24 protein-coding genes are annotated in these 22,167 nt (G+C 47.5%); 12 read left to right on the top strand and 12 right to left on the bottom strand.

Translation table 11 applies throughout. The features are described 5' to 3' along the window. Window positions 1-80: 80 nt before the first annotated feature. Window positions 81-980, bottom strand: a complete 900-nt coding sequence (locus ACTJJJ_RS29100; protein ID WP_188927793.1) for a LysR substrate-binding domain-containing protein — start codon at window positions 978-980, stop codon at window positions 81-83. Between the two features lie 118 nt (window positions 981-1,098). Here ACTJJJ_RS29100 and ACTJJJ_RS29095 point away from each other — a divergent pair, with 118 nt between their 5' ends. From ACTJJJ_RS29095 to ACTJJJ_RS29085, 3 genes are all read left to right on the top strand, one after another. After that, window positions 1,099-1,650: a hypothetical protein gene (locus ACTJJJ_RS29095; protein WP_188927794.1), complete on the top strand. Its 552-nt coding sequence runs from the start codon at window positions 1,099-1,101 to the stop codon at window positions 1,648-1,650. A 313-nt stretch (window positions 1,651-1,963) separates the two neighbouring features. Continuing rightward, on the top strand, window positions 1,964-2,740 hold the full coding sequence (gene xth, locus ACTJJJ_RS29090; protein WP_188927795.1) for an exodeoxyribonuclease III: 777 nt from the start codon (window positions 1,964-1,966) through the stop codon (window positions 2,738-2,740). A 27-nt stretch (window positions 2,741-2,767) separates the two neighbouring features. Beyond that, entirely contained in the window at window positions 2,768-2,947 is a 180-nt protein-coding gene (locus ACTJJJ_RS29085) for a hypothetical protein (protein ID WP_188927796.1), read from the top strand. 495 nt (window positions 2,948-3,442) lie between these two features. Here ACTJJJ_RS29085 and ACTJJJ_RS29080 read toward each other — a convergent pair whose 3' ends face one another. Both ACTJJJ_RS29080 and ACTJJJ_RS29075 read right to left on the bottom strand, forming a co-directional pair. Next, the gene (locus tag ACTJJJ_RS29080) at window positions 3,443-3,835 is read right to left on the bottom strand and encodes a response regulator (RefSeq protein WP_188927798.1); all 393 of its coding nucleotides are present in this window, start codon (window positions 3,833-3,835) and stop codon (window positions 3,443-3,445) included. A 99-nt stretch (window positions 3,836-3,934) separates the two neighbouring features. After that, window positions 3,935-4,369 (bottom strand): response regulator, encoded by a 435-nt coding sequence (locus tag ACTJJJ_RS29075; RefSeq protein ID WP_188927800.1) that lies wholly within the window; start codon window positions 4,367-4,369, stop codon window positions 3,935-3,937. 79 nt (window positions 4,370-4,448) lie between these two features. On the opposite strand from ACTJJJ_RS29075, the gene ACTJJJ_RS29070 reads away from it, so the two are divergent. Further along, window positions 4,449-4,682, top strand: coding sequence for a helix-turn-helix domain-containing protein (locus ACTJJJ_RS29070; protein ID WP_188927801.1), 234 nt, complete (start codon window positions 4,449-4,451; stop codon window positions 4,680-4,682). Between the two features lie 295 nt (window positions 4,683-4,977). Here ACTJJJ_RS29070 and ACTJJJ_RS29065 read toward each other — a convergent pair whose 3' ends face one another. The 3 genes from ACTJJJ_RS29065 to ACTJJJ_RS29055 all read right to left on the bottom strand — a co-directional run bounded on the left by ACTJJJ_RS29065 (window position 4,978) and on the right by ACTJJJ_RS29055 (window position 8,500). Next, window positions 4,978-7,629: an ABC transporter permease gene (locus ACTJJJ_RS29065; RefSeq protein WP_426293816.1), complete on the bottom strand. Its 2,652-nt coding sequence runs from the start codon at window positions 7,627-7,629 to the stop codon at window positions 4,978-4,980. Beyond that, a complete protein-coding gene (locus ACTJJJ_RS29060) occupies window positions 7,626-7,964 on the bottom strand; it encodes a PadR family transcriptional regulator (protein WP_188927804.1) in 339 nt (112 codons plus the stop codon). The genes ACTJJJ_RS29065 and ACTJJJ_RS29060 overlap by 4 nt, the downstream gene beginning before the upstream one ends. A 221-nt stretch (window positions 7,965-8,185) precedes the next feature. Further along, window positions 8,186-8,500, bottom strand: coding sequence for a hypothetical protein (locus tag ACTJJJ_RS29055; RefSeq protein ID WP_188927806.1), 315 nt, complete (start codon window positions 8,498-8,500; stop codon window positions 8,186-8,188). A gap of 304 nt (window positions 8,501-8,804) precedes the next feature. Between ACTJJJ_RS29055 and ACTJJJ_RS29050 the strand changes: the two genes are divergently transcribed. Continuing rightward, a complete protein-coding gene (locus ACTJJJ_RS29050; RefSeq protein ID WP_426293817.1) occupies window positions 8,805-11,930 on the top strand; it encodes a ligand-binding sensor domain-containing protein in 3,126 nt (1,041 codons plus the stop codon). 152 nt (window positions 11,931-12,082) lie between these two features. Beyond that, window positions 12,083-12,448, top strand: a complete 366-nt coding sequence (locus ACTJJJ_RS29045; protein WP_188927813.1) for a hypothetical protein — start codon at window positions 12,083-12,085, stop codon at window positions 12,446-12,448. A 176-nt stretch (window positions 12,449-12,624) separates the two neighbouring features. Here ACTJJJ_RS29045 and ACTJJJ_RS29040 read toward each other — a convergent pair whose 3' ends face one another. Beyond that, window positions 12,625-13,035 (bottom strand): DoxX family protein, encoded by a 411-nt coding sequence (locus tag ACTJJJ_RS29040; protein ID WP_188927815.1) that lies wholly within the window; start codon window positions 13,033-13,035, stop codon window positions 12,625-12,627. Window positions 13,036-13,147: 112 nt separating this feature from the next. Between ACTJJJ_RS29040 and ACTJJJ_RS29035 the strand changes: the two genes are divergently transcribed. Next, a complete protein-coding gene (locus tag ACTJJJ_RS29035; RefSeq protein ID WP_426293818.1) occupies window positions 13,148-13,780 on the top strand; it encodes a MarR family winged helix-turn-helix transcriptional regulator in 633 nt (210 codons plus the stop codon). A gap of 86 nt (window positions 13,781-13,866) precedes the next feature. On the opposite strand, the gene ACTJJJ_RS29030 is transcribed toward ACTJJJ_RS29035, so the two are convergent. Together ACTJJJ_RS29030 and ACTJJJ_RS29025 are read right to left on the bottom strand one after the other, a co-directional pair. After that, on the bottom strand, window positions 13,867-14,184 hold the full coding sequence (locus ACTJJJ_RS29030) for a hypothetical protein (protein WP_188927819.1): 318 nt from the start codon (window positions 14,182-14,184) through the stop codon (window positions 13,867-13,869). Window positions 14,185-14,511: 327 nt separating this feature from the next. Continuing rightward, window positions 14,512-14,682, bottom strand: a complete 171-nt coding sequence (locus ACTJJJ_RS29025; protein WP_188927821.1) for a hypothetical protein — start codon at window positions 14,680-14,682, stop codon at window positions 14,512-14,514. 275 nt (window positions 14,683-14,957) lie between these two features. Here ACTJJJ_RS29025 and ACTJJJ_RS29020 point away from each other — a divergent pair, with 275 nt between their 5' ends. The 5 genes from ACTJJJ_RS29020 to ACTJJJ_RS29000 all read left to right on the top strand — a co-directional run bounded on the left by ACTJJJ_RS29020 (window position 14,958) and on the right by ACTJJJ_RS29000 (window position 19,149). Beyond that, window positions 14,958-15,611: a Crp/Fnr family transcriptional regulator gene (locus ACTJJJ_RS29020; protein ID WP_188927823.1), complete on the top strand. Its 654-nt coding sequence runs from the start codon at window positions 14,958-14,960 to the stop codon at window positions 15,609-15,611. Between the two features lie 83 nt (window positions 15,612-15,694). Next, complete coding sequence (locus tag ACTJJJ_RS29015) at window positions 15,695-16,489, top strand: sulfite exporter TauE/SafE family protein (RefSeq protein WP_440703724.1); 795 nt, start codon at window positions 15,695-15,697, stop codon at window positions 16,487-16,489. Window positions 16,490-16,597: 108 nt separating this feature from the next. Next, on the top strand, window positions 16,598-18,079 hold the full coding sequence (locus tag ACTJJJ_RS29010; protein ID WP_188927827.1) for an MBL fold metallo-hydrolase: 1,482 nt from the start codon (window positions 16,598-16,600) through the stop codon (window positions 18,077-18,079). 2 nt (window positions 18,080-18,081) lie between these two features. Continuing rightward, the gene (locus ACTJJJ_RS29005; RefSeq protein WP_188927829.1) at window positions 18,082-18,645 is read left to right on the top strand and encodes a YeeE/YedE family protein; all 564 of its coding nucleotides are present in this window, start codon (window positions 18,082-18,084) and stop codon (window positions 18,643-18,645) included. Window positions 18,646-18,648: 3 nt separating this feature from the next. Beyond that, window positions 18,649-19,149: a DUF6691 family protein gene (locus ACTJJJ_RS29000; protein ID WP_188927831.1), complete on the top strand. Its 501-nt coding sequence runs from the start codon at window positions 18,649-18,651 to the stop codon at window positions 19,147-19,149. Between the two features lie 94 nt (window positions 19,150-19,243). Here ACTJJJ_RS29000 and ACTJJJ_RS28995 read toward each other — a convergent pair whose 3' ends face one another. The 3 genes from ACTJJJ_RS28995 to ACTJJJ_RS28985 all read right to left on the bottom strand — a co-directional run bounded on the left by ACTJJJ_RS28995 (window position 19,244) and on the right by ACTJJJ_RS28985 (window position 21,956). Next, on the bottom strand, window positions 19,244-20,461 hold the full coding sequence (locus tag ACTJJJ_RS28995) for a DUF418 domain-containing protein (protein ID WP_188927833.1): 1,218 nt from the start codon (window positions 20,459-20,461) through the stop codon (window positions 19,244-19,246). Between the two features lie 16 nt (window positions 20,462-20,477). Continuing rightward, entirely contained in the window at window positions 20,478-21,722 is a 1,245-nt protein-coding gene (locus tag ACTJJJ_RS28990) for a serine hydrolase domain-containing protein (protein ID WP_188927835.1), read from the bottom strand. A 99-nt stretch (window positions 21,723-21,821) separates the two neighbouring features. Beyond that, complete coding sequence (locus tag ACTJJJ_RS28985; RefSeq protein WP_262892346.1) at window positions 21,822-21,956, bottom strand: amidohydrolase family protein; 135 nt, start codon at window positions 21,954-21,956, stop codon at window positions 21,822-21,824. Between the last annotated feature and the right edge of the window lie 211 nt (window positions 21,957-22,167).

Raw genomic sequence — 22,167 nt, 5'->3', positions numbered from 1 at the left:
TCTGGTCTTAAACTCCTGCTGATGTGATCATAGAAAAATACGGGTTGAAGAGTGATCGAGGTAGTCCGAGGCCTTCAACTTTAAGTTCGTGAGATGCTTTCGTAGTCAGATGCGTGTTTTCGTAAAGAATCTGCCAGTATCAATGCTGATTTCTTCCGGTAGGCATCTTTCGGCCAAGCGATGGTTGCCTCCCGGGCCATACCGTCCCCGCTGATGGCGATGGATTTCAGCTCAGGGTCATGTTCGACCGTGGAGCTCATCAGTACTGTCACCCAGCGGCTGGTTTTTACAAGTTGCAACAGCATGTGAATATCATTGACTTCCATGCTTACATCCGGATGTAGGCCTTCACTTTGAAGGATCGTGTCCAGTTGATGGCGGATACTGTAACCGCCCGAGGGCAAGATGAGCGGAAGGGAAACCACTTCTTTCAGGCTGACAGAATGATTTGCATCGACGGGATGTCTGGAATGGACAATCAGGGACAGCCTCGATGAAAATAGTGGCTCGATTGTCACGTGATCATTGTTATGCTGGCCGTAAAAGGAAAGCATTAAATCCAGTTTTCCTGTATGCAATTGGTGGAGCAGTTGCTGTGTCGTACCAAAACTGACGATCAGCTTTACTTTGGGATATTGCCGGCTCAGGTCGGATACGGCTTTTGTCAGCAGGTTGGTCAGGCCGTAAGTTGCGCCGATATTTAAGACGCCCGTTCTCAAATCCATCATATCACGCAGCATCACCCTGCCATCCTCCGAATCCTGCACCGTCTTCCTGGCATAAGGCAGGAAGGAATTTCCTGCTTCGGTGAGCCGCACACGCTTGGCGACCCTATCGAATAGCGGCAGCCCGAGCTCTTCTTCCAATTGCTTGATTTGCTGCGATAGAGTGCTTTGCGTGATGAACAGTGCCTCGGCTGCATTGGTGAAATTCTGCAGCTCGGCTGCCTTGATGAAGTATTTCAACTGTCGTAGTTCCATGAAGACAAGTTAAACAGTTAATCGGTTTTAACGATGAACTATATTGAAAAAATGAGTTTAGACGATTAAAAGATCCATGCGACCTTTGATTCATCAAAAATCAAAAAACAAACAGATCATGGAAATCCAACAAACCGCAGCTAACGCCTTATCTCATGTTGTAGCCAAAGCAATCATCAACGCTCCAATTGAAAAAGTCAACATCGCCGATTGGCTGCTGAACCTGCCTGACGCAGAGTACCAGAAATGCTCGGTCAACCATATTGCTGCTGGGGTAACGACTACCTACCAAGGACAACCGATGTCCATTAACGTGGAAATGATTGGAGACGCGCTCGTTATCCAGCACTATGTCGCCACAGAGCACCGCGCCGACTATTGCCGCATGCTATCCCAATCAGATGTGATCGGAAGGAATGGTCGTAGTAAAGTGCAGGTGCTTTGGGAGTTGAGGGCCACCAGGATTGACGACAACACCTGCGAGTATACCAACGAGATCCACGCAACTGCAACACAAGAATTCCTTGACTTTATTGCGACTCATGGCATTACATTGGCAGAGGCAGCGGCGGCAAGGCAAGCTGCATCCGACCTGCACAACCAGGAAGAAACACCGCTTTTTGCCAAAAGCATAGAGAAGAAGGCATTAACCCGTAGGTACGGAATCTGATCAACCACCCTGAATTCCGCAAAGCATTTGCTTGTTAAGACTAATTGACCTATCGTCCCTACGCTTTGAATGGAAACGCCTTCCGAGGTTTTTGGGGTTATATAAAATTGTCTGATGATTTTTAACATGAGAAGATTACACTTTAAAGATCCAATGACGCCCTCCCAGGTATTCAAACGGCAGAAAGTAGAGTTTCCGGTCACGCTATCTTTGGTAAATCCGTGCTGGGGGATCACCTGAATCTCAACTCAGGCGCCATCTAAAAAGGGAGGCATGATTTTGGAGACAAGCTCCCTTAAATGCTATGCTGTAAATGAGGATTGCCACGTTCAATATTAATGGTATCAATGGCAGGCTGCCGGTGCTAGTTCGCTGGCTTGACGAGCAGCAACCTGATGTTGTCTGCCTTCAAGAATTGAAAGCGCCGACAGACAAGTTTCCACAGCGCGAGCTTTCGAAATTGGGCTATAACGCGGTCTGGCACGGGCAAAAAATGTGGAATGGGGTGGCGATCCTGACCAGGGGGATAGAGATACAAGAAGTCCGAAACTCATTGCCTGGTGATCTGGCTGATGACCATAGCCGGTACATCGAAGCGATCGTAGACCGGATGCTGATTTGCTGCCTTTATCTTCCCAACGGCAACCCTGCACCGGGGCCGAAGTTTGACTATAAACTGGCCTGGCTAAAAAGGTTAAAGAAGCATGCGAAGTATTTGCTTTCAGAACAAGTACCTGTCGTGCTGGCAGGCGACTACAACGTAATCCCAACGGATATGGACGTTTACAAGCCCGAGCGTTGGGAGGATAACGCTTTATATTTCCCACAGGCCCGTAAAGCGTACAAAGAGCTGGTCGGCCAGGGATGGACGGACGCAATCCGTCACCTTTTCCCTGATGAAAGGATTTACACTTTTTGGGATTACCTGCGCAATGCCTACGGCCGCGACGCCGGCCTTAGGTTGGATCACCTATTGCTGAGTCCACAAATTGCGCCGCGGCTCGTCGGCGCAGGCGTTGACCGGCACGTAAGGGGCTGGGAGAGGGCAAGTGACCATGCGCCGGCCTGGATCGAGCTAACCGACCAATGAAATGGTTTCAACTTAAACTTGAATGTTATGCCTTGGTATAACGGGGACTATCCGCCATCCTATAAAAACCAACCAAAGAAGATCCGCGAGAAAGCGGTCGAAATTGCAAATGCCCTTCTGCTGGACGGAGCAGAAGAGGGTGTTGCCATCGCAACCGGGCTGAAAAATGCGAGGGAGTTTTTCAAGCACAAGAAAAGCGAGCAGTAAGCTACAACTCGCGCATGTATTCAATCCTAAGGCATCGGGACGACTTACCGGATCACGTTTGGTACGATGTTTTTTAAATATTGTGACTGTTTAACGTGTAACCATAATATAGAGAGTCATGGGAATAAAGCCGGGACCGAAAAGAATCGCAGATTCGACAGGTAAACCAGACAAGCGCCAACGAGATAATAAAGAATCTGCTGGCAACACACCTTCCTTGAAACCGCACAAGCATAAGAAGGGGGACTGATTGGGGGATTTGAGGGCTATCTGCGTCGCAGGGTGTTATTTATTGCGCACAAACCAAAAAAATAGAGGTCTGATCAGTCACTTCTATTTAACATAACATAAACTTATGAATCCGGTCTGAGCTCGTCTCCCAGGTCACTGAAGCGCCATTGATCGAATGGATTGCCTTCATTGTCACGGGTTGGAACGGAAATCTGCATGAGGTACATATTGATAAGTTCTGTTTCGCCAAATCTCGTCCACAAGCTAATTAACGTTGATAATATCCTGGATGCTATCCACCAAATTGGGCAGCGAATCTGTCTTTTGCAAAAAATGGTCAACGCCGATTTTAGAAAGCCGCTCTCGCCATTCATCGGGAATGGAGGATGAGTAAATCACGATCTGGGGACTGTCGAACCTGCGAAGCTGTTGTAGTTCCTCCAAGCACTGATCGCCATCGATCCGGGGAAGTTTCAGGTCAATTAAAACGTAGCCGGGCGCGACAACGGCATTTTTACTAAAATGGGCGATCGCGGATTCGCAATCCGGGAAAAATAGGCACTGCATGGGCCTATCCAGATCTTCGACAGCCATTTTGAGTATTTCGTGGTCATCGGTGTCGTCATCAATCATTACAAGAAGTCCTTTATTTCCCATAGCGGCGCTGAAAATTTAAGTTTGACGCTCACTTAAAAATCTATGCCGCCGGTCAATTCATGCCTTCGGCGGAACGGGGTAAACGAGGGGATGTGAAGATCAGTCCGTTTGTTTACAATTATTGGGGTGCAGGCAGTATTTCCAGTAGTTTATGATCAACCGAAGGCGATCTCTGCCTTCCTGGAAGCTGTGAAACTTTTTGAAATATCCCTGGATATTACCACTGTAAGCACGACGCACTAGTATGGGACTATCGGAAGTGGTCAGGAAAATGAACGGAATTGACTTCTTTTTCAAGTAGGGGTCAGCATCGATTTGATCGCGCAGTTCGAGCCCATTCATGACCGGCATGTTGATATCACACAAAATCAGCAGCGGGCTTTCAGCTGTATTCAACAGATAATCCAATGCGGCTTGCCCATTTTCAAAATAGCGGCACGGGTTAATGATTGCAAGCTCGTCAAGCATCGCCCCGATCATATCCCGGTCGTCGACATCATCATCGATAATAACAATAGGACCTATCAGTGACATGTAGAAGAAGTTTGACTACTGCAAATATCGGATTTAAAGTTATGCGTTGTGAACAACGGCCCGTTCTGTAGCGCAATTTTTGAATATCACGACCCGCACGTTGCAGCGGAAATTACAAAAAGAAAATACTTCGTTACGGGAACTAAGCGATGCCGTGAAATACGAGTTTGCTTCCGCATTGCTAAGGCATGGAGAGTACACTGTTTCGGAAATTTCTTACAGACTTGGTTATGCTGACCCGGCCACTTTTGGAAAGGCATTCAAACAATGGAGCGGGGTGTCTCCGTTGAGTTTCCGGAAGGTCCGCGAATGAGTCTCCGGGAAGTAGAGTTCCCGGGAGGTGTTTAATGCGATATCATTTATTTCTGAGCAGCCTCGCGTCCAGACTATATTTCCCGCCACACATAAACGAGATTACCAAAGCCAGCAAGACGAAAAGAAACGGGTGCTGATCTTCGTATCATATTATGACTCAGACTGACCTGATTTCCCGCAAAATGTGCTGATTATTAAATCGTTTTTAACCAGAGAAGGCACACTTACAGTGCAACTTGGCAGGTATTAGCCAACTAATGCTTTTCGCTACGATTATCACAGAATAATCTATTTTATTCGCTTCGCAAACTTTTTACAGGATTTGTCAGGGCTGTCCGTACGGATTGGAAACTTACCGTCAGGAAAGCTACGGCAACAGCTAACAGTGCGGCTTCCAGGAATATGAACACGTCGATGCCGATCCTGTACGGATAGTTTTGTAACCATTTATCGATGGCATAATAGGCCAGCGGGAAAGCGAAAACTAAGGAAATCGAAACAAGTTTCAGAAAATCGGAAGTCAGTAACCGGGTAATACTGGCGACGGACGCTCCCATGACCTTACGGATACCTACCTCCTTACTGCGTCGCTGGGCGGAAAGCGTTGCCAGCCCGAAAAGGCCGATGCAGGAAATAAAAATCGTAAGAACCGTACCGAAGAGCATGATTTGCCTCCATTTAGCCTCGGATTCGTATCTTTTCACGTTCTCATCGTCCATGAATTGATAGGTATACGGATTGAGCGGAAACAACCGGGTGTAGGTTTCGGCGATATGCCGGAGGCTGGAAGTCTCAGTTCCGGGTTTGATCTTGACAAAAAACCTTCCATATGGATTGCTTGGTCTCATTGCGAAGAGCTGAGGACCAATTTTCTCATTTAAATCGGTGTAGTGGTAGTCTTTCACAACGCCGATAACCTTACACTTGAAGTTTTCATATGAGAAATCCACAATTTGCCCGATCGGGTCTTTCCAACCGGCTTGCCTGACAAACGCCTCATTCACAAGTACTGAGCTGGTAGAGTCGGCCGGAAAAACAGTCGAGAAATTACGGCCTCTCACAACCGGTACCTGAATGGCCGGCAGGTACTCGGGATCGACAGTTTCGTAGGTAAAAGCTAGATCCGCGCCTCTGTTTACTTTCACTGACGTATTCCAGCGGCCGTTGTTTTTGGGTGCTACCGCGATGATACTGGGGTCTTTTTGAAGTTCCTGCCGGAGCAGTTGGGCTTGCTCCCTGGTTAGGTTGGGTTTTTCGACGCTGATCAAATGCTCATCGTTATAGCCCAAATCCTTGTTGATCAGATAATTGAACTGGGAGTTGATCGTGAGCGTGCCGATGATCAAGAAGGATGCAATGGTAAACTGAAGTACCACCAAGCTAGTGTGCAGATAGTTTTTCCCAGAAAGCTGCAAACGTTGGTAAAGGGTTTTGACAGGATCATAACCAGACAACACAATGGCCGGATAGAACCCGGCCAGTAAGCCCGTGGTCAGGAAAAGAGCGAGATAGCCTAGCACCAGGTTGATGTCAAAAAGGTATGAGAGGGCAAGGGCCTTATCGGCAAGATGGTTAAAGGTAGGTAACACCAACTGTACCAGCACAAGCGCAAAAATGAATGAAACTATACAAAGCAGAAAAGATTCGCCCAAAAACTGGATGACCAGTTGCATACGCCCGCTACCGACCACTTTGCGGATACCGATTTCCTTCGCACGTCTCAACGAACGGGCGACGGTCAGGTTTACGAAATTGATGCAGGCAATTGCGAGTATAAAAAGGGCAATACCGGTCAGAATATATGACCATTGTGGATTGCTGTGCCTCACCAACCCGTTGTCGGAGGGTAACTCGGCGCTCAGGTGCATATCCGTAAAGGGTTGAAGGCTGTATTCCTTCTTATCCTTCATTCCATATTTTTGAGCCACTTCCTTAATAGCTTCTTTCGCGTCTGCATTGTAAACCAGGTTCATCTTCCGCTCAACCTGAGCCAGATTCGCTTCGGGATTGAGCAGGACGAAAGTGTTCATGAAAGTATTGAACCAGTTGGTAGCGCGGTATATTTCACTCTGACCGATGATCATCGGAATGAGGATATCGAATCTAATCGAAGAATTTTGGGGGGATTTTTTTGCAACGCCCGTGACGGTATATGGTTCAAAGCGTGCATCTTTATCAAAGCTATCCTTCATCAAAATCGTCCTTCCGAGCACGTCTTTGCTGCCGAAGTGCTTCTCAGCCATATCCTCGGATAATACCACCGAACGAGGCTCTTTCAATGCCGTTTTCGGATTCCCGCTCAGCAAGGGAAAGGAGAATACCGAAAAGAATGAAGAGTCCACTCGAAAAATTTCCTCACTCTTGATTTCCTCACCTTTTTTAATATCGTTACGGTGTCCATGGTAACGCACGAATGCCTTGATTTCCGGTACGCCCGCAGCAAATTTCGGACCTGCCACATAGCCCGTGTTCCCCGTTGCGCCTACCTGCTTCCCTGCTGGATTGATGTATTTGTTGGTGATGCGGTAGATGTTTGGACTGTTGGCATGAAACTGGTCAAAACTGACCTCGTCTTTGGCGTAAAGCAAAATCAGCATGGCGGCGGCAAGACCGATGCTCAGGCCAACCACGTTGATCAACGAATAGACCTTGTTGTAGGCAAGGGTTCGTCGGGCCATAGTGAAGTAGTTGCGGATCATATCATGGCTGAGTATAAAAGTGGATGGATAGCGTTTTTTTGGTCTTTTGATATACCTCCATTTTAGAAAACCCAAAGCCTCGCGCCAATAGCGCATCCGCGCTTTTCGCTCGCCGGATTCTCCAACCTGGTAATCAAACTCTTCATGCAGGTCGCCCAGGATCGATTCCAGCAAATGTGGAGCGCAAACCAGGCTCAGTAGCTTGTCGGCCCAGATGGGAGGCTGCGGGGGCAGTTTTGATTTCATAAGTCGATAGCCAATGTAAATGGTTTTACAATACGGGACCAAAGATTTTCACGGACTTCGCGCACTTGCGTAAGCGTGTGCTCACCGTAGGCCGTGAGTATATATAATCGCTTGCGCCGCCCGCCACGTTCGGGAGTGGGCTCGCTCATATTGGACCTGATCATCCCTTTTTCCTCCAAACGCTGTAAGGCCGAATGGATCTGGTTCAGCCTTACTGGGCGTCCAGTATTTTCCGCAATCTCGTGCATGAGCAGCACACCGTATGCACGGCCGTCGAGCGCCGCAGTAGAAAGCAACACAATTTCTTCGAACTCTCCCAGATAGGCTCTGTTCATGTTGTCAATTAGTTTCATATTTGCTGATAAAATAGCTTGCCAAATAGCATAAATAAGAGTAAAGAACTCGTATTCAACATGTTAAAAGTCATAATGACTGACGGGGATGTTCATTTTCGGACAGTCGATGTCCGACTCTGTTGTGTTGGTAAAAAATAATGAGGTTAGCAAAACGGTGTAGTTCATTGAATTTTGTGCTTCAATCCGATGTCCTTAACGAATCAAGTAGAATGAGGTCCGAGTGAGGCTGCCTCGCAGAGCCAGATTTCCCGTCTGACAGTTTTCAAATAACGCATTTCTGATATCTCATCCAGGTAGATATCGAAGTCCGGAAACCGGGCCTTGTCGGGGTTCAAGCCGCAGACGCGAAAGCATAAAGTTTCTGGATCATAGCCGCGTATCTCGCAAACCGTGAGGCTGCGGCCGCGTCGGATGATGCAATGCGGAAACTTTTTGTCTGCGAAGTCGATGGTCCAATGACAGCCGGGTTTTTCTTTTGCGTGTGATTTGTTGGAAATCCAACAAGTTCGATTCAAATAAAAATCCGGTTAAGGCTTATCCCGCTGACCAACAAGCTCCCGGTAAACACTTAGCCCAACAACTGCAAATTTCGCCTCGGACTTTAAAGTATCAGCGACGTTCTTTGGGCCACCTAAATTCAACTCACAGTTGTTATATCGAGCTGTTTCGCTATCAATATTGTAGAACTTTTTCTATCATGCAGCAGTTTTCGGACGGCCACTGTTTTTCGTGAGGAGTGCCTTCATCAAAACGTCATCGAATGTGACCTTAGGGTTCCAGGCGACATCAATAGGTCTACCGTTGATATTAGCAATACAAATGCGCACAATACCCATCCCGTTAGCACAATTATTTTTTTGCATTTTCTTTAGCCTAAATTTCGCGCTGGGTCAGCAGATCGAACAAACGTCCTTGCCCGGCTATGAGGTTAAGCATTTCACAGACGAGAACGGATTGCCTCAAAATAGCGTTCGATCGATCATTAGCGACTCACGCGGGTACATTTGGCTTGCTACTGAAAGGGGGTTGGCCCGATTTGATGGAAACCGTTTTTTGAACTACGACAACCTGGGGAACTCATTTGCAGCCCGGAGCATTTACGGCTTCAACCTTGACCCGCAAAGTCGTAAAGGAAGTGTGTTGGCAATGACCAGCAACCAAGTTTGGGTCCGCATCGTTGATGGCAAAGCGGCGATCGACTCTACCCTAAGAGGGTATCCCTTGCGCAGGTCTGCAAATGTGTCAAAAGCTCGTGATCTGCATTTGATTGAGTCCCTACCTGATCTCAACGAGGCCGCCGTAACACATTATCGTCACGGCATTGCCGCCGTATATCCCCTACCAGCCGGAAGGCACTTCGTGTACGATGAACAAAACATTTGCTACTATGTAAATAACAAGGTGGCACAGCTCCTCCCATTTCCCGGAAGGAGTTTTTTTCGCTTTTTCCGTCTGGGTGAAAATCTTTATTATCTGGACGAGAAGCTGAAACCGACGCGTTTTGCTGGAACGGGTGATAATAACGGACCGGAAGAAACAATACTTACTGGTCCCCTTTTAGCCGATGCAAATTATAATTTGACAGGACAATACCAGATTTTTTGGAACAACTGTTCCAATCAGACTTTCATATCTACCGGCTCGCGCCTATACGAACTGCGGCCTTCGAAGGATGGCTCGCTGGTTAGCACTTTGATTCTGGAAGGATTCGATTTTCGCGGCAAGGATATTAAAACCGTATTTCTGCAGAGCGAAACAGGCAGGTTATTTTTCGGGAGCCAGCTCAATGGCCTATATATCCTATCTAAGAAGCCGTTTCGGACCTTAGTGGACCCATCTGCTCAATCAAATAATGTTTATTATGGTCAGGCATTGATCGAACACAACAAGATTGCAACCCTTACAGGGACGGCTTTCTCACTGGATAGCAGAAGTCTCGGGGCTATTACACCTCTGACATTAATTAAAAAACATGTCCAATGGGACCAATACTCTATTATTAGAGACCGCGCTGGCACAATATGGAGCAAGCGAAGAGAAACTTTATTCAGGTTCAATGGCGATGGTAAACGGATCCTGTCAAGCTGGAAAGTACCCGACGAGATAAAGCAGCTTTACCAAAGCCCGAACGGCGGGATCTGGATCGGCACTAACTCGCTTGGTCTGTATTATCTTGATCCCGACAAGATCGGTGCACAACCACATTTTTTTGCAGGCCGACAATTGTCCAACATCTCATGGATGCAACAGCAGGGAAACGAAATAATGTGGATCGGAACAGGGAAAGGACTTTACAAAATCCATTTACCTTCCAAGAAATTGTCTCAGATCAAGGGATTTTTCGACATGTACATACGGAGCCTATACATTCCTGACAACCATGACGAAATCTGGGTTACCACTTACTCTAACGGGGTGTTTCTTTTAAAAAATGGCAAGCTGACGCGATTCCCTCTGGATAAAGAACAATATCTTTCCAGCGCCCATTGTATTATTGAAGATAGCAGCGGCTACTTTTGGATAACGACCAATAAAGGTCTGTTTCAAAGCAGGAGAACGGACCTTTTATCCTATGCAACAAAGCCCTTTGATCTGTATTATCACTATTATTCCAAGATCGCTGGTTTTAACACAAATGAATTCAATGGCGGGTGTCAGCCATGTGGATTGAAAGCATATGGAGGTCTCATATCGTTCCCTTCCATCAATGGATTGGTCTGGTTCATTCCGGAACGAGTGAGGCCAGAGCTTCCAAACGGACAGATGTTCATCGACAATCCGGACATACATGATAGTTCATTTGTGATTAACAGCGGAAAAATATTAGTCAAGTCTGGGGTACCGCAGATCATCCTAAAAGTAAGTACGCCATATTTTGGTGAGCCTTATAATCTAAGGATCTCATACCGGATTTTTAAAGGCGACGAACCATTGTTCGAATGGCAGCCATTACAGGAAAACAGAAGTATCTCAGTCCCTTTTTCCGGTGGTGGAAAATACAAACTCGTTGTTCGGAAGCTTGGCGGTTTTGGTGTCAGAAATTATTACACCATGCACCTGGATATCTCTGTTAGCCAGCGGTATTATGAAACATGGTTGTTCAAAGCGTTCGTTGTGACGTTGGTTCTTTTGCTGTTTTACGTCATTATGAAACAGCGCCTCAAACTCGTAAAACGGCAGAACGTTGCTTTGGAAATGAAAATTAGAGAAAGGACGGAGCATTTGGAAAAAACACTCAGCATCCTGAGTGATTCGGAAAAACAACTCGAACAACAAGTCAAGCTGCACATTCATGTGATCGCCTCTATTTCGCACGACATTCGCGCTCCTGTCAGGCACACATCCTACGTGCTGGAATATGGTCAGAGATTAATCGAAGAGAAGAAGTATGACAGCGCCGTAACACTTCTTAAACAGATAAGACAGGCCGTCGACAATATGTATAATATGATTGACAATCTGGTTACTTTCGTTAAGCCTGAGGTACGAGGCGTAACTAATGCCGTGACACAGGTGAACCTCGGCGAGCTGATCAACAACAAGATTTTGTTATTTGAACATATCGCTGCAGCAAACAATGCCAATATCAAGTACGAAATCGCTGGTGGCGAAACCATTCTTACCGATCCAAAGCTGCTGGGCATCATCATTCATAACCTGATCGATAATGCCATCAAGATTAGGTATGGTAATACGCTGCAAATTTATATAAGGCGCACGCCTTCCGACCTACATCTTATTTTTGAAGATAATGGCCCAGGCCTGCCTGCTGAACTTATCAGATGGCTCAATTCTTCTAATTCTGAGGAAGATTCCTTTCTGCCAGCCGGTTATGAAGGTCTGGGTTTACTGCTGCTGAAACAAATTTCCAAAATATTACATGTGGATTTGGACGTTACAAATCGGCCAGGAGCAACTATCCAGTTGATATTCAGGGGACAATAGCTTATAAGGCCTAGTTCAGGGGTGGTCAGCGGTATTTTCCTCCGGATGCGAGAATTTTTTAGCCAGATATACGATGGAAAAATATTAGAAGAAGCATCTGGCCTCACATAGGGAACGTTTCAGTCTCTGTTGGGAAATTAGATGCTCGAAACGTGAAAAAGGCCATCTATGATCCGGGAAGTGAGAAAATTACGATCTGGGGAAGCCAAGAACCCATATCAAAATACCGGACAGTAGCATTTGGACCTACTGAGGATAGGGGTGTATGTGCTCGGATCCAGAACGGTCAGAGTATTTTGAGGCAAATTAAGACCTGCCTGTCAGACGCCAATACCTTATCCAAAAAATCATTGCGGTTTATAAGTGCCTTTAAAAAGAGCAGCCAGCTTCCTAAAATTATCCAGCAAAAAGTTCGGCTTTTGTGCCGTAGGGCGCACAACGCAAAAAAGAGCGATCAGTTTTTACAAATTGGCCGCTCTTTTTTGCGTTTAAGTTGGTTGGTAATCAGCTTATTATAAACCTTGTATTGTTTTTTTATTGGTTCGAACGAATCTCCTGCTACTGAACATTGCTTTGGTTAAGATATTGATTTTGAGATTGTCATTGGTTCGGATGCGGGCGAAACGCGAAGAATTACAGGAAGGTAGTTCCTGCCATAATGATAATACCGACAATGTGGATTACCAAAGCCGCATTATAGACTGTCGGGTTCATGATCTGTCTGCTTTAACAAATTTTTTTGTGCTTTTTCCTTGCCTGACACGTACCTGATGCAGATAAAAACCAGTGCAAGATCCAGACAGACGAAGATGATCTTACTCGCCGGATCACCGCTGCATATATGTGCTGTGAGTGCAGAGACCATCGTAATTATGAACCCGGCATAAACCCATTCTCTCATTCGCAAAGTACTGAATGGCATGATCAGCACAAGTGCGCCGGCGACTTTGGCAATGACCAGTTCAATTCTGAAATAATCCGGAAAGCCCAGCTTTCGCAGATCGCTGGCATGCGTGTAAGAGTAGTAGGCGCTGAACAAAATGAAGAAAATAATGAAACCCTTAGCGACCCAATAGAGCCGCACTTTGTTGATTGAAGCTTCCATGTGTTTGTTTCGTTTACGTAATAAATTTAACAAAAATAATACGAAAACGAATTAAAAAAAATAATATCGGAATTATTTATTTAAATTTGCTACGATAACGAAGTAAATTAGAATGAACAAGACGGTCGAGCTCGTAAATCATTGGGCAGAATTTGAAAAGAAACATCCCGAAGGGACCATTGATGACTTTTGTCGTTATCATCTGGCTCATCAACAGCACCGGGTGGCCGACGGACCACTGGTTGGTGGCGTTGTTCCGTCTTTTAATGACGGGCTTTTGATGAAAATTATTGGCCGGATAAGCAAGCTCAATATGGCATATGCCAACATAGCTTTGAGGGATACGGGCCTTAACCAAATCGAGGAGTTCGGAATACTCATGACGATCCGCAAGCAGGGAAACCCCAGAAAAACTGACGTGATCAATGCGAACCTCTTTGAGCTGTCGAGCGGCACGGACATGCTCAACCGAATGAAAAAGCGCGGCCTGATCAAAGAGTATGGCGACCAGGAGGATAAGCGCTCAAAACGGATTGAATTAACAACGCTGGGGGAGCAAGTTGCTACGGAGTGCTCGGGTCGAATTGGCAAGAATGCAAAAATGCTCATGGCTCAGCTTCATGAAGAGGATAAAGCACTCTGCATCCAGATTCTCAAAGATGTCGAGATAAAGCTGTCGGCTTCCTGGCAGAAACATAGAGGTAAGGAGTTCAGCGACATATATGATGAGCTAATGGGAGGGTAGCTCATTTCACCATGCAACGAATAGCCCCACTGAAACTGTTTGGAGATAAGTGACCTGGTTCCGTGACACTATCTCAAAAACTGTGTTCAACTCAAAGTCTTCTCCAAATCTTTCAATTTCTCGGGATCCACAATGGTGTTGATGCGGCTTATCTTGCCATCATCCAACAATTCAAACACCTGACAGCTTATCAATCGCTGGCCCGAATAGAATAGCACTGCGGATTGATGATTGACCTCTGCCGAGACGACGAAAAAATTGGTTTGATATTTATCGTAAATGTATAGTAACAGATCGGACACCGGCTGTATACCACTTAATGTTTTGGCTACTACGTTAAGATTGGGGCCACCATCCGCAAAAAACGCTATCTCATTTGCTAAAAGACTTTCCAGTTTTTCCATATAACAGAATCAACGACTATGTTTTAAGGTTTTATTTTTGGCTGAGACCTTTAGTGGAAATACAGCGTTGCGCTATTTAAAGCAAAGAAAAGGGCAAATCGATGAATTTCGATTTGTCCCTTTTTAGTAATTGCTGTGAATCAGGCAATAGCGCCTAACGGCTTCTGTCTTCCGGCCTCGCAGCCAACAACTGCTCCTCCCGTTCGCCTTTACGCCAGTAGCTCACGATCGAATAGCTATCCAGCGGCCATTCCGGCTTTTCCCTCATTCCGGACTCGTTTTTGGTATAAGTCCTGAATGAGGCTGTATTGCACAAACCTGGCTGACCTAGTTCTTCAATATCTTAAAACTTTTGCCGTTCACGACCACGACGTAGATGCCGGGCTTTTGACCGCTGAGGTTAATCTCCCGGAAATTGCGCCCGGGACCAATGATAGCATAGCCCGATTGATTGCTGTCCCACGTTACCTTCGAACCGTCGGCCCGAAATACCTCCAACGATTGAATCCATTATGAAACTGTAAAGATGAGAATCTAAACGCTGTTGGATAGAATAATCTTTGCTTGAAAACTGATAGAAATTTTGCGGCCGGTGTAAGGTACGCTGGAGGGTGCAAATAGGTAAGTGGGAAACGAGGAGCTCACTAAATGGCAAAACCGATTCTAACTTTTGCAATTGCTTCGGCAGAGCTGATTTTTGAGAATCGCTACACCAATATCACAAACAAGACGTTCGTAAATGTTTAACTTAGCCATTTTCAAATCAACAACTAATGGGCATTACGATACAGCATTCCGGGGTGCAGCAACTGCTGGAATCACGTTTCGGTCAATTTGAACCGGAGCTAATCAACAAACTGGCAGAACATTGCGTTGTCCGCGATTTTGACGCTGACCAGCAATTGATGCGTCCGGGCCAGTACTTCAAATCGACGATGCTGATCGTTGAGGGGGGCGTGAAAATATACCGCGAAGACCAGGATGGCAATGAGTTTTTTATGTACCAGCTCGGCCCCGGGGATGCGTGCGCGCTATCGATGATTTGCGCAACGCGGAAAGAACAGAGCCAGATTTCCGCCAAAGCCATTGAGCCTTCCAAGGCTTTACTTGTACCGATCGCATTAATGGATGAGTTGATGACCGGCTATAAAACATGGTACTATTTTGTGCTGGAAACCTATCGTTCCCGCTTCGAGGAATTGCTGGAAGTGGTGGATAACATCGCTTTCAAGAGCATGGACGAACGCATTGAATTTTACCTCAAAAATCAGCGCAAGCTTTCCCGTAACGATGAACTGGCGCTCACACACCAGCAGATCGCCACGGATATGAATTCTTCAAGGGAAGTGATTTCAAGGCTTCTTAAAAAAATGGAGCAGCGCGGCATGGTGCGACTGGGCCGTAACACGATAACCACCCTTTTTTGAAGGACTTTTCCTGCTGTGTAACATTTGTCACTAACCCGCCGGTATCCGTATTGCAATTTTGTGCTCAGTCAGAGCAAAAGCATATGGAAACCATTGGTTATATCGCGTCGGTGTTAATCGGCATTTCTTTGGGGCTTGTTGGTGGGGGAGGGTCCATCCTGACCGTGCCGGTCCTGGTCTATATTTTTGGTATCAGCCCGGTCGTATCCACTTCGTATTCGCTGTTCATTGTCGGCTCGACCAGCCTAGTAGGGGCATATGGCAACTACCGGCGCGGACTTGTCAATTTCAAAACGGCATTGTTCTTCGGACTGAGCTCCATGGTGACCGTCTACCTGACCCGGAAGTTCCTCGTTCCTGTCATTCCTCAAAACCTGTTCCGCATTGGTCATTTCCAGGTTACTGAGCCTCTGCTGACGATGGCCTTGTTTGCAGTGCTGATGCTCGCGGCGTCGATCGGGATGATCAGTGGCAGGCAAACTCAGCCCGGCTGCCTGGAATGCGACCTGGGGCGCAATATCGTAAAACTGGGCCTCAGTGCGGTAGGGATCGGACTTACAACCGGGCTGCTGGGCGCGGGCGGCGGCTTTTTACTGATCCCAACATTGGTACTGGTGCTCGGTATGCCCATTCGGGAAGCAGTAGGAACTTCGCTACTAATCATCGCGCTGAATTCACTGGTGGGGTTTGCCGGGGATTTGGGCCATTTCGTCATCGACTGGTATTTTCTGCTGACGGTGACGCTCGTCGCCGTGGCCGGCATCTTCATAGGCGGCCGGCTGGCACGTAAGCTGGACAGCGACCAATTGAAAAAGAGCTTCGGCTGGTTTGTGCTCGCAATGGGGTGCTTCATCCTCGTCAAAGAACTGGTCCTGTAATTATTAAATGAAATAAACCTGTGTGACAAAGATCACAGACAATGGCCGGCTGTCTGGCGAACTTTGTCGCATGGTTTTCCTACCTATCACTCAAACAGTTAACGAAAAATGAAACTCGAACAAATCTATACAGGCTGCCTGGCGCAGGGGGCCTATTATATTGAAAGCGAAGGCGAAGCGGCGGTTATCGATCCGCTACGGGAGACAGGGCCTTATTTGGCGCGAGCAGAAAGGAACGGGGCAAAAATAAAGTATGTGCTGGAAACCCATTTCCATGCTGATTTTGTGAGCGGGCATCTGGACCTGGCCGAAAAAACAGGCGCTGCGATCGTGTATGGTCCTACGGCTATGCCTGGTTTCAAGGCGCATATCGCGGAGGATCGGGAGGTGCTCAGGCTGGGGGGAATTTCTATCGAGGTCATCCACACCCCGGGTCACACGCTGGAAAGCACCTGTTACCTGGTATCCGACGAAAATGGCCGTCCGAGTGGGCTATTTACCGGCGATACGCTCTTTATCGGGGATGTGGGCCGGCCTGACCTTGCACAAAGGGTCGTACGAGATTTGACCCAGGATAAGCTTGCAGGTATGCTCTACGATTCGCTTCACGATAAAATACTGCCGCTATCCGATGATATCATGGTGTATCCCGCGCACGGGGCCGGCTCGGCTTGCGGTAAGAATATGAGCAAGGAAACCATCGATAGTTTGGGACATCAGAAGGCCACGAACTATGCTTTGCAGCCCATGGATAAGCTGACATTTATCCAAAAAGTGACCAACGGCCTGACGCCACCGCCCGCCTATTTCCCGGCGAATGTGATGATGAATATCCAGGGGTATGAAAGCATTGATGAGGTATTGAGCCGGGGAATGCAGTCCATGACACCCGATGCATTCGAGATAGCTGCCAATGAAACGGGAGCGCTGATCCTCGACACCCGTGCGGCGCAGGTATTTGCCAAAGGTTTTATTCCTAATTCGATCAACATTGGTATTGACGGCAGCTTTGCTCCTTGGGTAGGCGCCCTCATTGAAGACATCCGGCAGCCGATCCTGCTTGTGACCGATCTCGGCCGGGAGGAAGAGGTCGTGACGCGATTGGCACGAGTAGGTTACGATAACGCCATCGGGCATTTGGCGGGAGGTTTTCAGGCGTGGGAAGAAGCCGGAAAGGAAACAGACCGCATTCCATCGGTGGAGCCCGGCGACATACCAGCCCTGCGGGAAGCTAATCCCCGTTGGCAAATCCTGGACGTAAGGAAGCGCAACGAATATCTGGCCGAGCATGTGGAAGGGGCGCAAAACCTGCCGCTGGACTATTTAAATGAACATTTGGCTGAGATTGATAGCAATAAGACCTATCTGGTGCATTGTGCGGGAGGCTACCGTTCGATGATCTTCAATTCAATTCTCCGGGCGCGTGGCTACCATAATTTGATCGACGTAGCGGGAGGCTTTAAAGCTATCAGCGAGTCGGGGCGTATGAAAGTCACAGATTACGTCTGCCCGACCACACAGGAGGCCGCGGCGGACAACGCCGCTGATAACGGCCAGGTTTCACATTCATTAAACGAGGAGACGAAATAAGGATGCTGGAAATGATCAAACAACCCTGGCCGTGGTACGTGGCCGGTCCGCTGATTGGCCTTACGGTACCAGCCTTGCTGATTTTAGGTAATAAACATTTCGGGATTTCGGCCAATCTTCGGCACGTCTGCGCGAGTTGTTTTCCGGCAAATGTTCCATTCTTTCAATACGATTACAAGAAAGAAATCTGGAACCTGTTCTTTGCGGCGGGCATCGTGTTGGGCGGTGCATTGGCAGCTTACTTTCTGGCAAACCCCGCGGCAATTCGAATCGATCCGAAACTGGCCAACGAACTGGCCATCTATGGTATCAACGATTTTTCGGGGATGGTGCCCGTGCAGCTCTATTCGTGGGACAGCCTGCTGACGGTCCGCGGGCTGACGATGATGGTGGGTGGCGGGTTTCTGGTCGGATTTGGCTCGCGCTATGCGGGCGGGTGCACAAGCGGACACTCGATCATGGGGCTAAGCGCGCTGCAATGGCCCTCGCTGGTGGCAACAATCTGCTTCATGGCCGGAGGCTTCCTGATGGCCAATTTTATTTTACCCATAATTTTAAATAGCTAATCCATGCAATCTTCCAATGATAATACCGCCGAGTTGGAAGCCCGGTCGCTAGACACGATCTGCATCAACGAATCGCATTTGCAGCATAAATGGTACTATAATTTTAAATACCTGATCGTCGGCGTGCTGTTCGGCATCGGTTTAGTGAAGGCGGAGGTGATCAGCTGGTTTCGTATCCAGGAAATGTTCCGGCTGCAATCGTTTCATATGTATGGCATCATCGGTTCGGCGGTCGTGACGGGCATTATCTCGGTTTGGCTCATCCGGCGGTTTGGTATTAAAACCATCTACGGAGAGCCGATCACCTTCACGCCGAAGAAATTTAACAAAGGTCAAGTATACGGCGGGCTCCTGTTTGGGCTGGGATGGGCACTTACCGGGGCTTGTCCCGGACCCTTGTTTGCACAGGTCGGAACCGGGGTCACGGTCGTAGCAGTGGTGCTGGCCAGCGCTGTGGCAGGTACCTGGATGTATGGCCGCTTCCGCGACTCGCTGCCGCATTGACCCAGAATTGTTCAGGATATGTGATCTGTATATTTAGATACTTTGCCAGTGAGGGTACGCTTTTCTTACTGCGTTGAATGTAGTTTGGATCTTCTTACAAACCTTCCTTCCGAAACGGTTGCCATTTTCTGTAAGTCAGCGATCTCCAAAGCCATTCTGCCGGGCCGAAATGGAAATAGCGCAGCCATATAGGGCTGTAAATCAATTGGCCAATGTAAATCGCCAATGCGATGAGAGAAAGTTTTGCGGGGCCGACCAATGCTTCCATGGCCAGGCCGTAGCTCATAAATAAGAATGCGCAGATGATAGATTGCATTAGGTAATTGGTGAGTGCCATTTGTCCCACCGGCGCAAAAACGCTGAGCCGCTTTTTCCAGTTCGGCTTTTCAAATAATAAAGTAAATGCAGAAGCATAAAAAAGGCATAATGCCGGCACGCCAAACGCGTACACAATCGGCTGAATAATACCGATTGGTTCAAGTTCATAGTATGCCTCGGAAGTCATCATTATCGCAAGCACAAAGTTGCAGGGAATCCCGATCACTACGCCCCAGATCATCACCTTCCGGATGAGTGGACGATATGCCTGCACATTAGCGTGGATCAGGTTTTTTGATATATAAAAACCAATCAGGAACATCGCCAGCACTCGGAAAAATCTACCGGTGAAGAATAGGTCCGGGTATCTGCCGATGATCAGGCCGCCGAGATTATTTGTTATAATTTCGAGATAAGTGCCTGTGCGATATGTGTCGATCACCTGGTCCAGAAAACGCGGTCCCGATTCAGGCGGGGAAGGAGCAGGAGGATTGGCGAGGTTGACTCCCAGCATAATCGCGTATTGCACGATCGGCAGTAAGGTAAGGATAACAGCAGCCCGCAAGATGAACCGGTCGGATTTGTTTCGAAAAAGGATCAGAAAAAGTCCGGTGATCGCGTAAACTGTCAGAATATCACCGACATAAAACAAAATGGCGTGCAGCAATCCGAGTACGAACATGATAAGCAACCGTCTGCGGAAACGGGAAGCAAAGTTGATATCCGCAGAGGACGCCCGTTTCATCTGCAATGCAAATCCGATCCCGAAAAGCATCGAAAACAGCGAATAGAACTTACCATCGATCAGGAAATGCTCAATCCACTCCACGTAATGGTCTATTTTGGCGGTGTCGAATGCGGCTCTTTGGCCCTCCGAGAGAAAGAAATACCCGGAATGTGAGACCATATTGGCAAGCAGCACGCCGAGCAATGCGAAGCCGCGCAGCGAGTCCAATAAAGAATGCCGTTCGGTGACTTTGGTTGGTTGTAGCATGTTCGGTTGGTTTTTGTCATTTACTGTTTGGTATAGCTTTGGCAGCTAAGAGTAGTTTCAAAAATCCGTCGATCTGATTATCTTCTATCCATCTTACCACAGCGACAATATCATTTTCAGGATCGACATAAATCACGTTGGTGCCGTTTCCGATGTGAGCAAATGCCTTTTCTGGCGCGCTGGGATATAATTTCTTTCCTGTATTTAAAAACCAGTTCATAAAGCCATAAGTTGGCTCCGGCGTCGACGGCGTCTGCGCCCATTTGTTCCATTGCTCGGAAACCAGCTGACGGTCTCCCCATTTTCCGTTACGCAAGGTCAGATAGCCGAAACGCGCCATATCGTAGGCGTGCAGGTACATGCCGCCGCCCCAATGCCCGCCACCTGAAACGGATTGTACCGCTTTTCCGTCTAGTACGATCCAGGAGTTTTCGTAACCATACCACCGCCAGGTATTCGAGGCGCCGATAGGATCCATAATGTGCTCTTTAAGGACTTCGGGTAACGGTTTCCGCCAAACGTTGAGGATCGCGAGTGCCAGTGCGTTTACGCGTGTATCGTTGTATTCGTAAACTGTTCCGGGGGTGTTTCGTTTGGCGAGCCACACTTTGTAATCCTTGTCGGGACGGTCGGCCCAGTCGGGTTTGCCCCATAACGTACCTTCCCAATCGCTGTTTTGCTGCAGCATTTGTCGCCAGGTGATCTTTTTGTTGTGTGGCGTATTGAATGGTTCGAAGAAGTCTGACTTTTTACCAAAATCATCGGCTTTGTTGGCAGAGGGCAATGGATTGTAAAGCTCAATCGGCGGCACATATTTGTAAACCTGATCGTCGATATCGGGGATCAGTCCTTGGTCATAGGCTAGTCCCACTACACTGGATAGAAGGCTTTTACTCACACTGTTCACAATGTCTATTCGATACGGGTCTCCCCATTCGGCTATGACATAGCCATTTTTGATAATAATCCCGGACTGCGCGTCACGTTCTTTCAGAGGCCCGACTGCGTCGCCAAAAGGCTCTCTTCCGAATGTCCGGTAATGGTTTAATTTCAAATCCCTTGGCGCACTGCTTTCATTAGCGATCGCGAACTCGATCGCTGTTTTGAGCAAAACCGGGTCAAAACCCATTTCGGACGGCTCTTTTTTCTGCCATTCTTTATCAGGATAATAGACCCGCGGCGCGGTATTTGCGATTCGCTTTACTTTCTGAGCAAAACCCGGAATGGTGGCAAGAAATAGAAGTAGTAAAAATTTGTTCATACGTTGTGTTTTGCAGGTTGACCTGATGAATTCTGACTTCCCTTTCATTCGATTCAAACAGCCTTTTTAAATTATATCCAATTCCTTTTTTAATACATATCATACTTTCCGGATATCGTAGATGTTCTTGGAGGGATCACTATCGACAACGAGCAGGTCTACGGCCTTTTCGGTTTCAATCGTTCCGATACTCTGGTTCATTCCCAGCGCCGTTGCGCCATTTAAGGTAGCGATTTTAATGGAGGCAAGGGCGTGAATTCGTCAATTTCTACCGGCAATTCAATCGCTTGCGAGTTACCGTGACCGCCCCGACAAGGTACATCAATTTAATATAATACCAGGCCAAATCAAATTGGTAGGGCTTGAATCCGCTTCGGGCGCTTTTGGGGTACAGGTGGTGATTGTTATGCCATTCACCTGCTAGGATGCCCGGCCAGATCTGGTT

This window comes from Dyadobacter sp. 22481 (assembly GCF_052044875.1).
GTDB classification, from domain to species: Bacteria; Bacteroidota; Bacteroidia; order Cytophagales; family Spirosomataceae; genus Dyadobacter; species Dyadobacter endophyticus.
The sequence above is the reverse complement of the archived record's forward strand: the minus strand, read 5'-3'. Positions and strand labels throughout refer to the sequence as shown.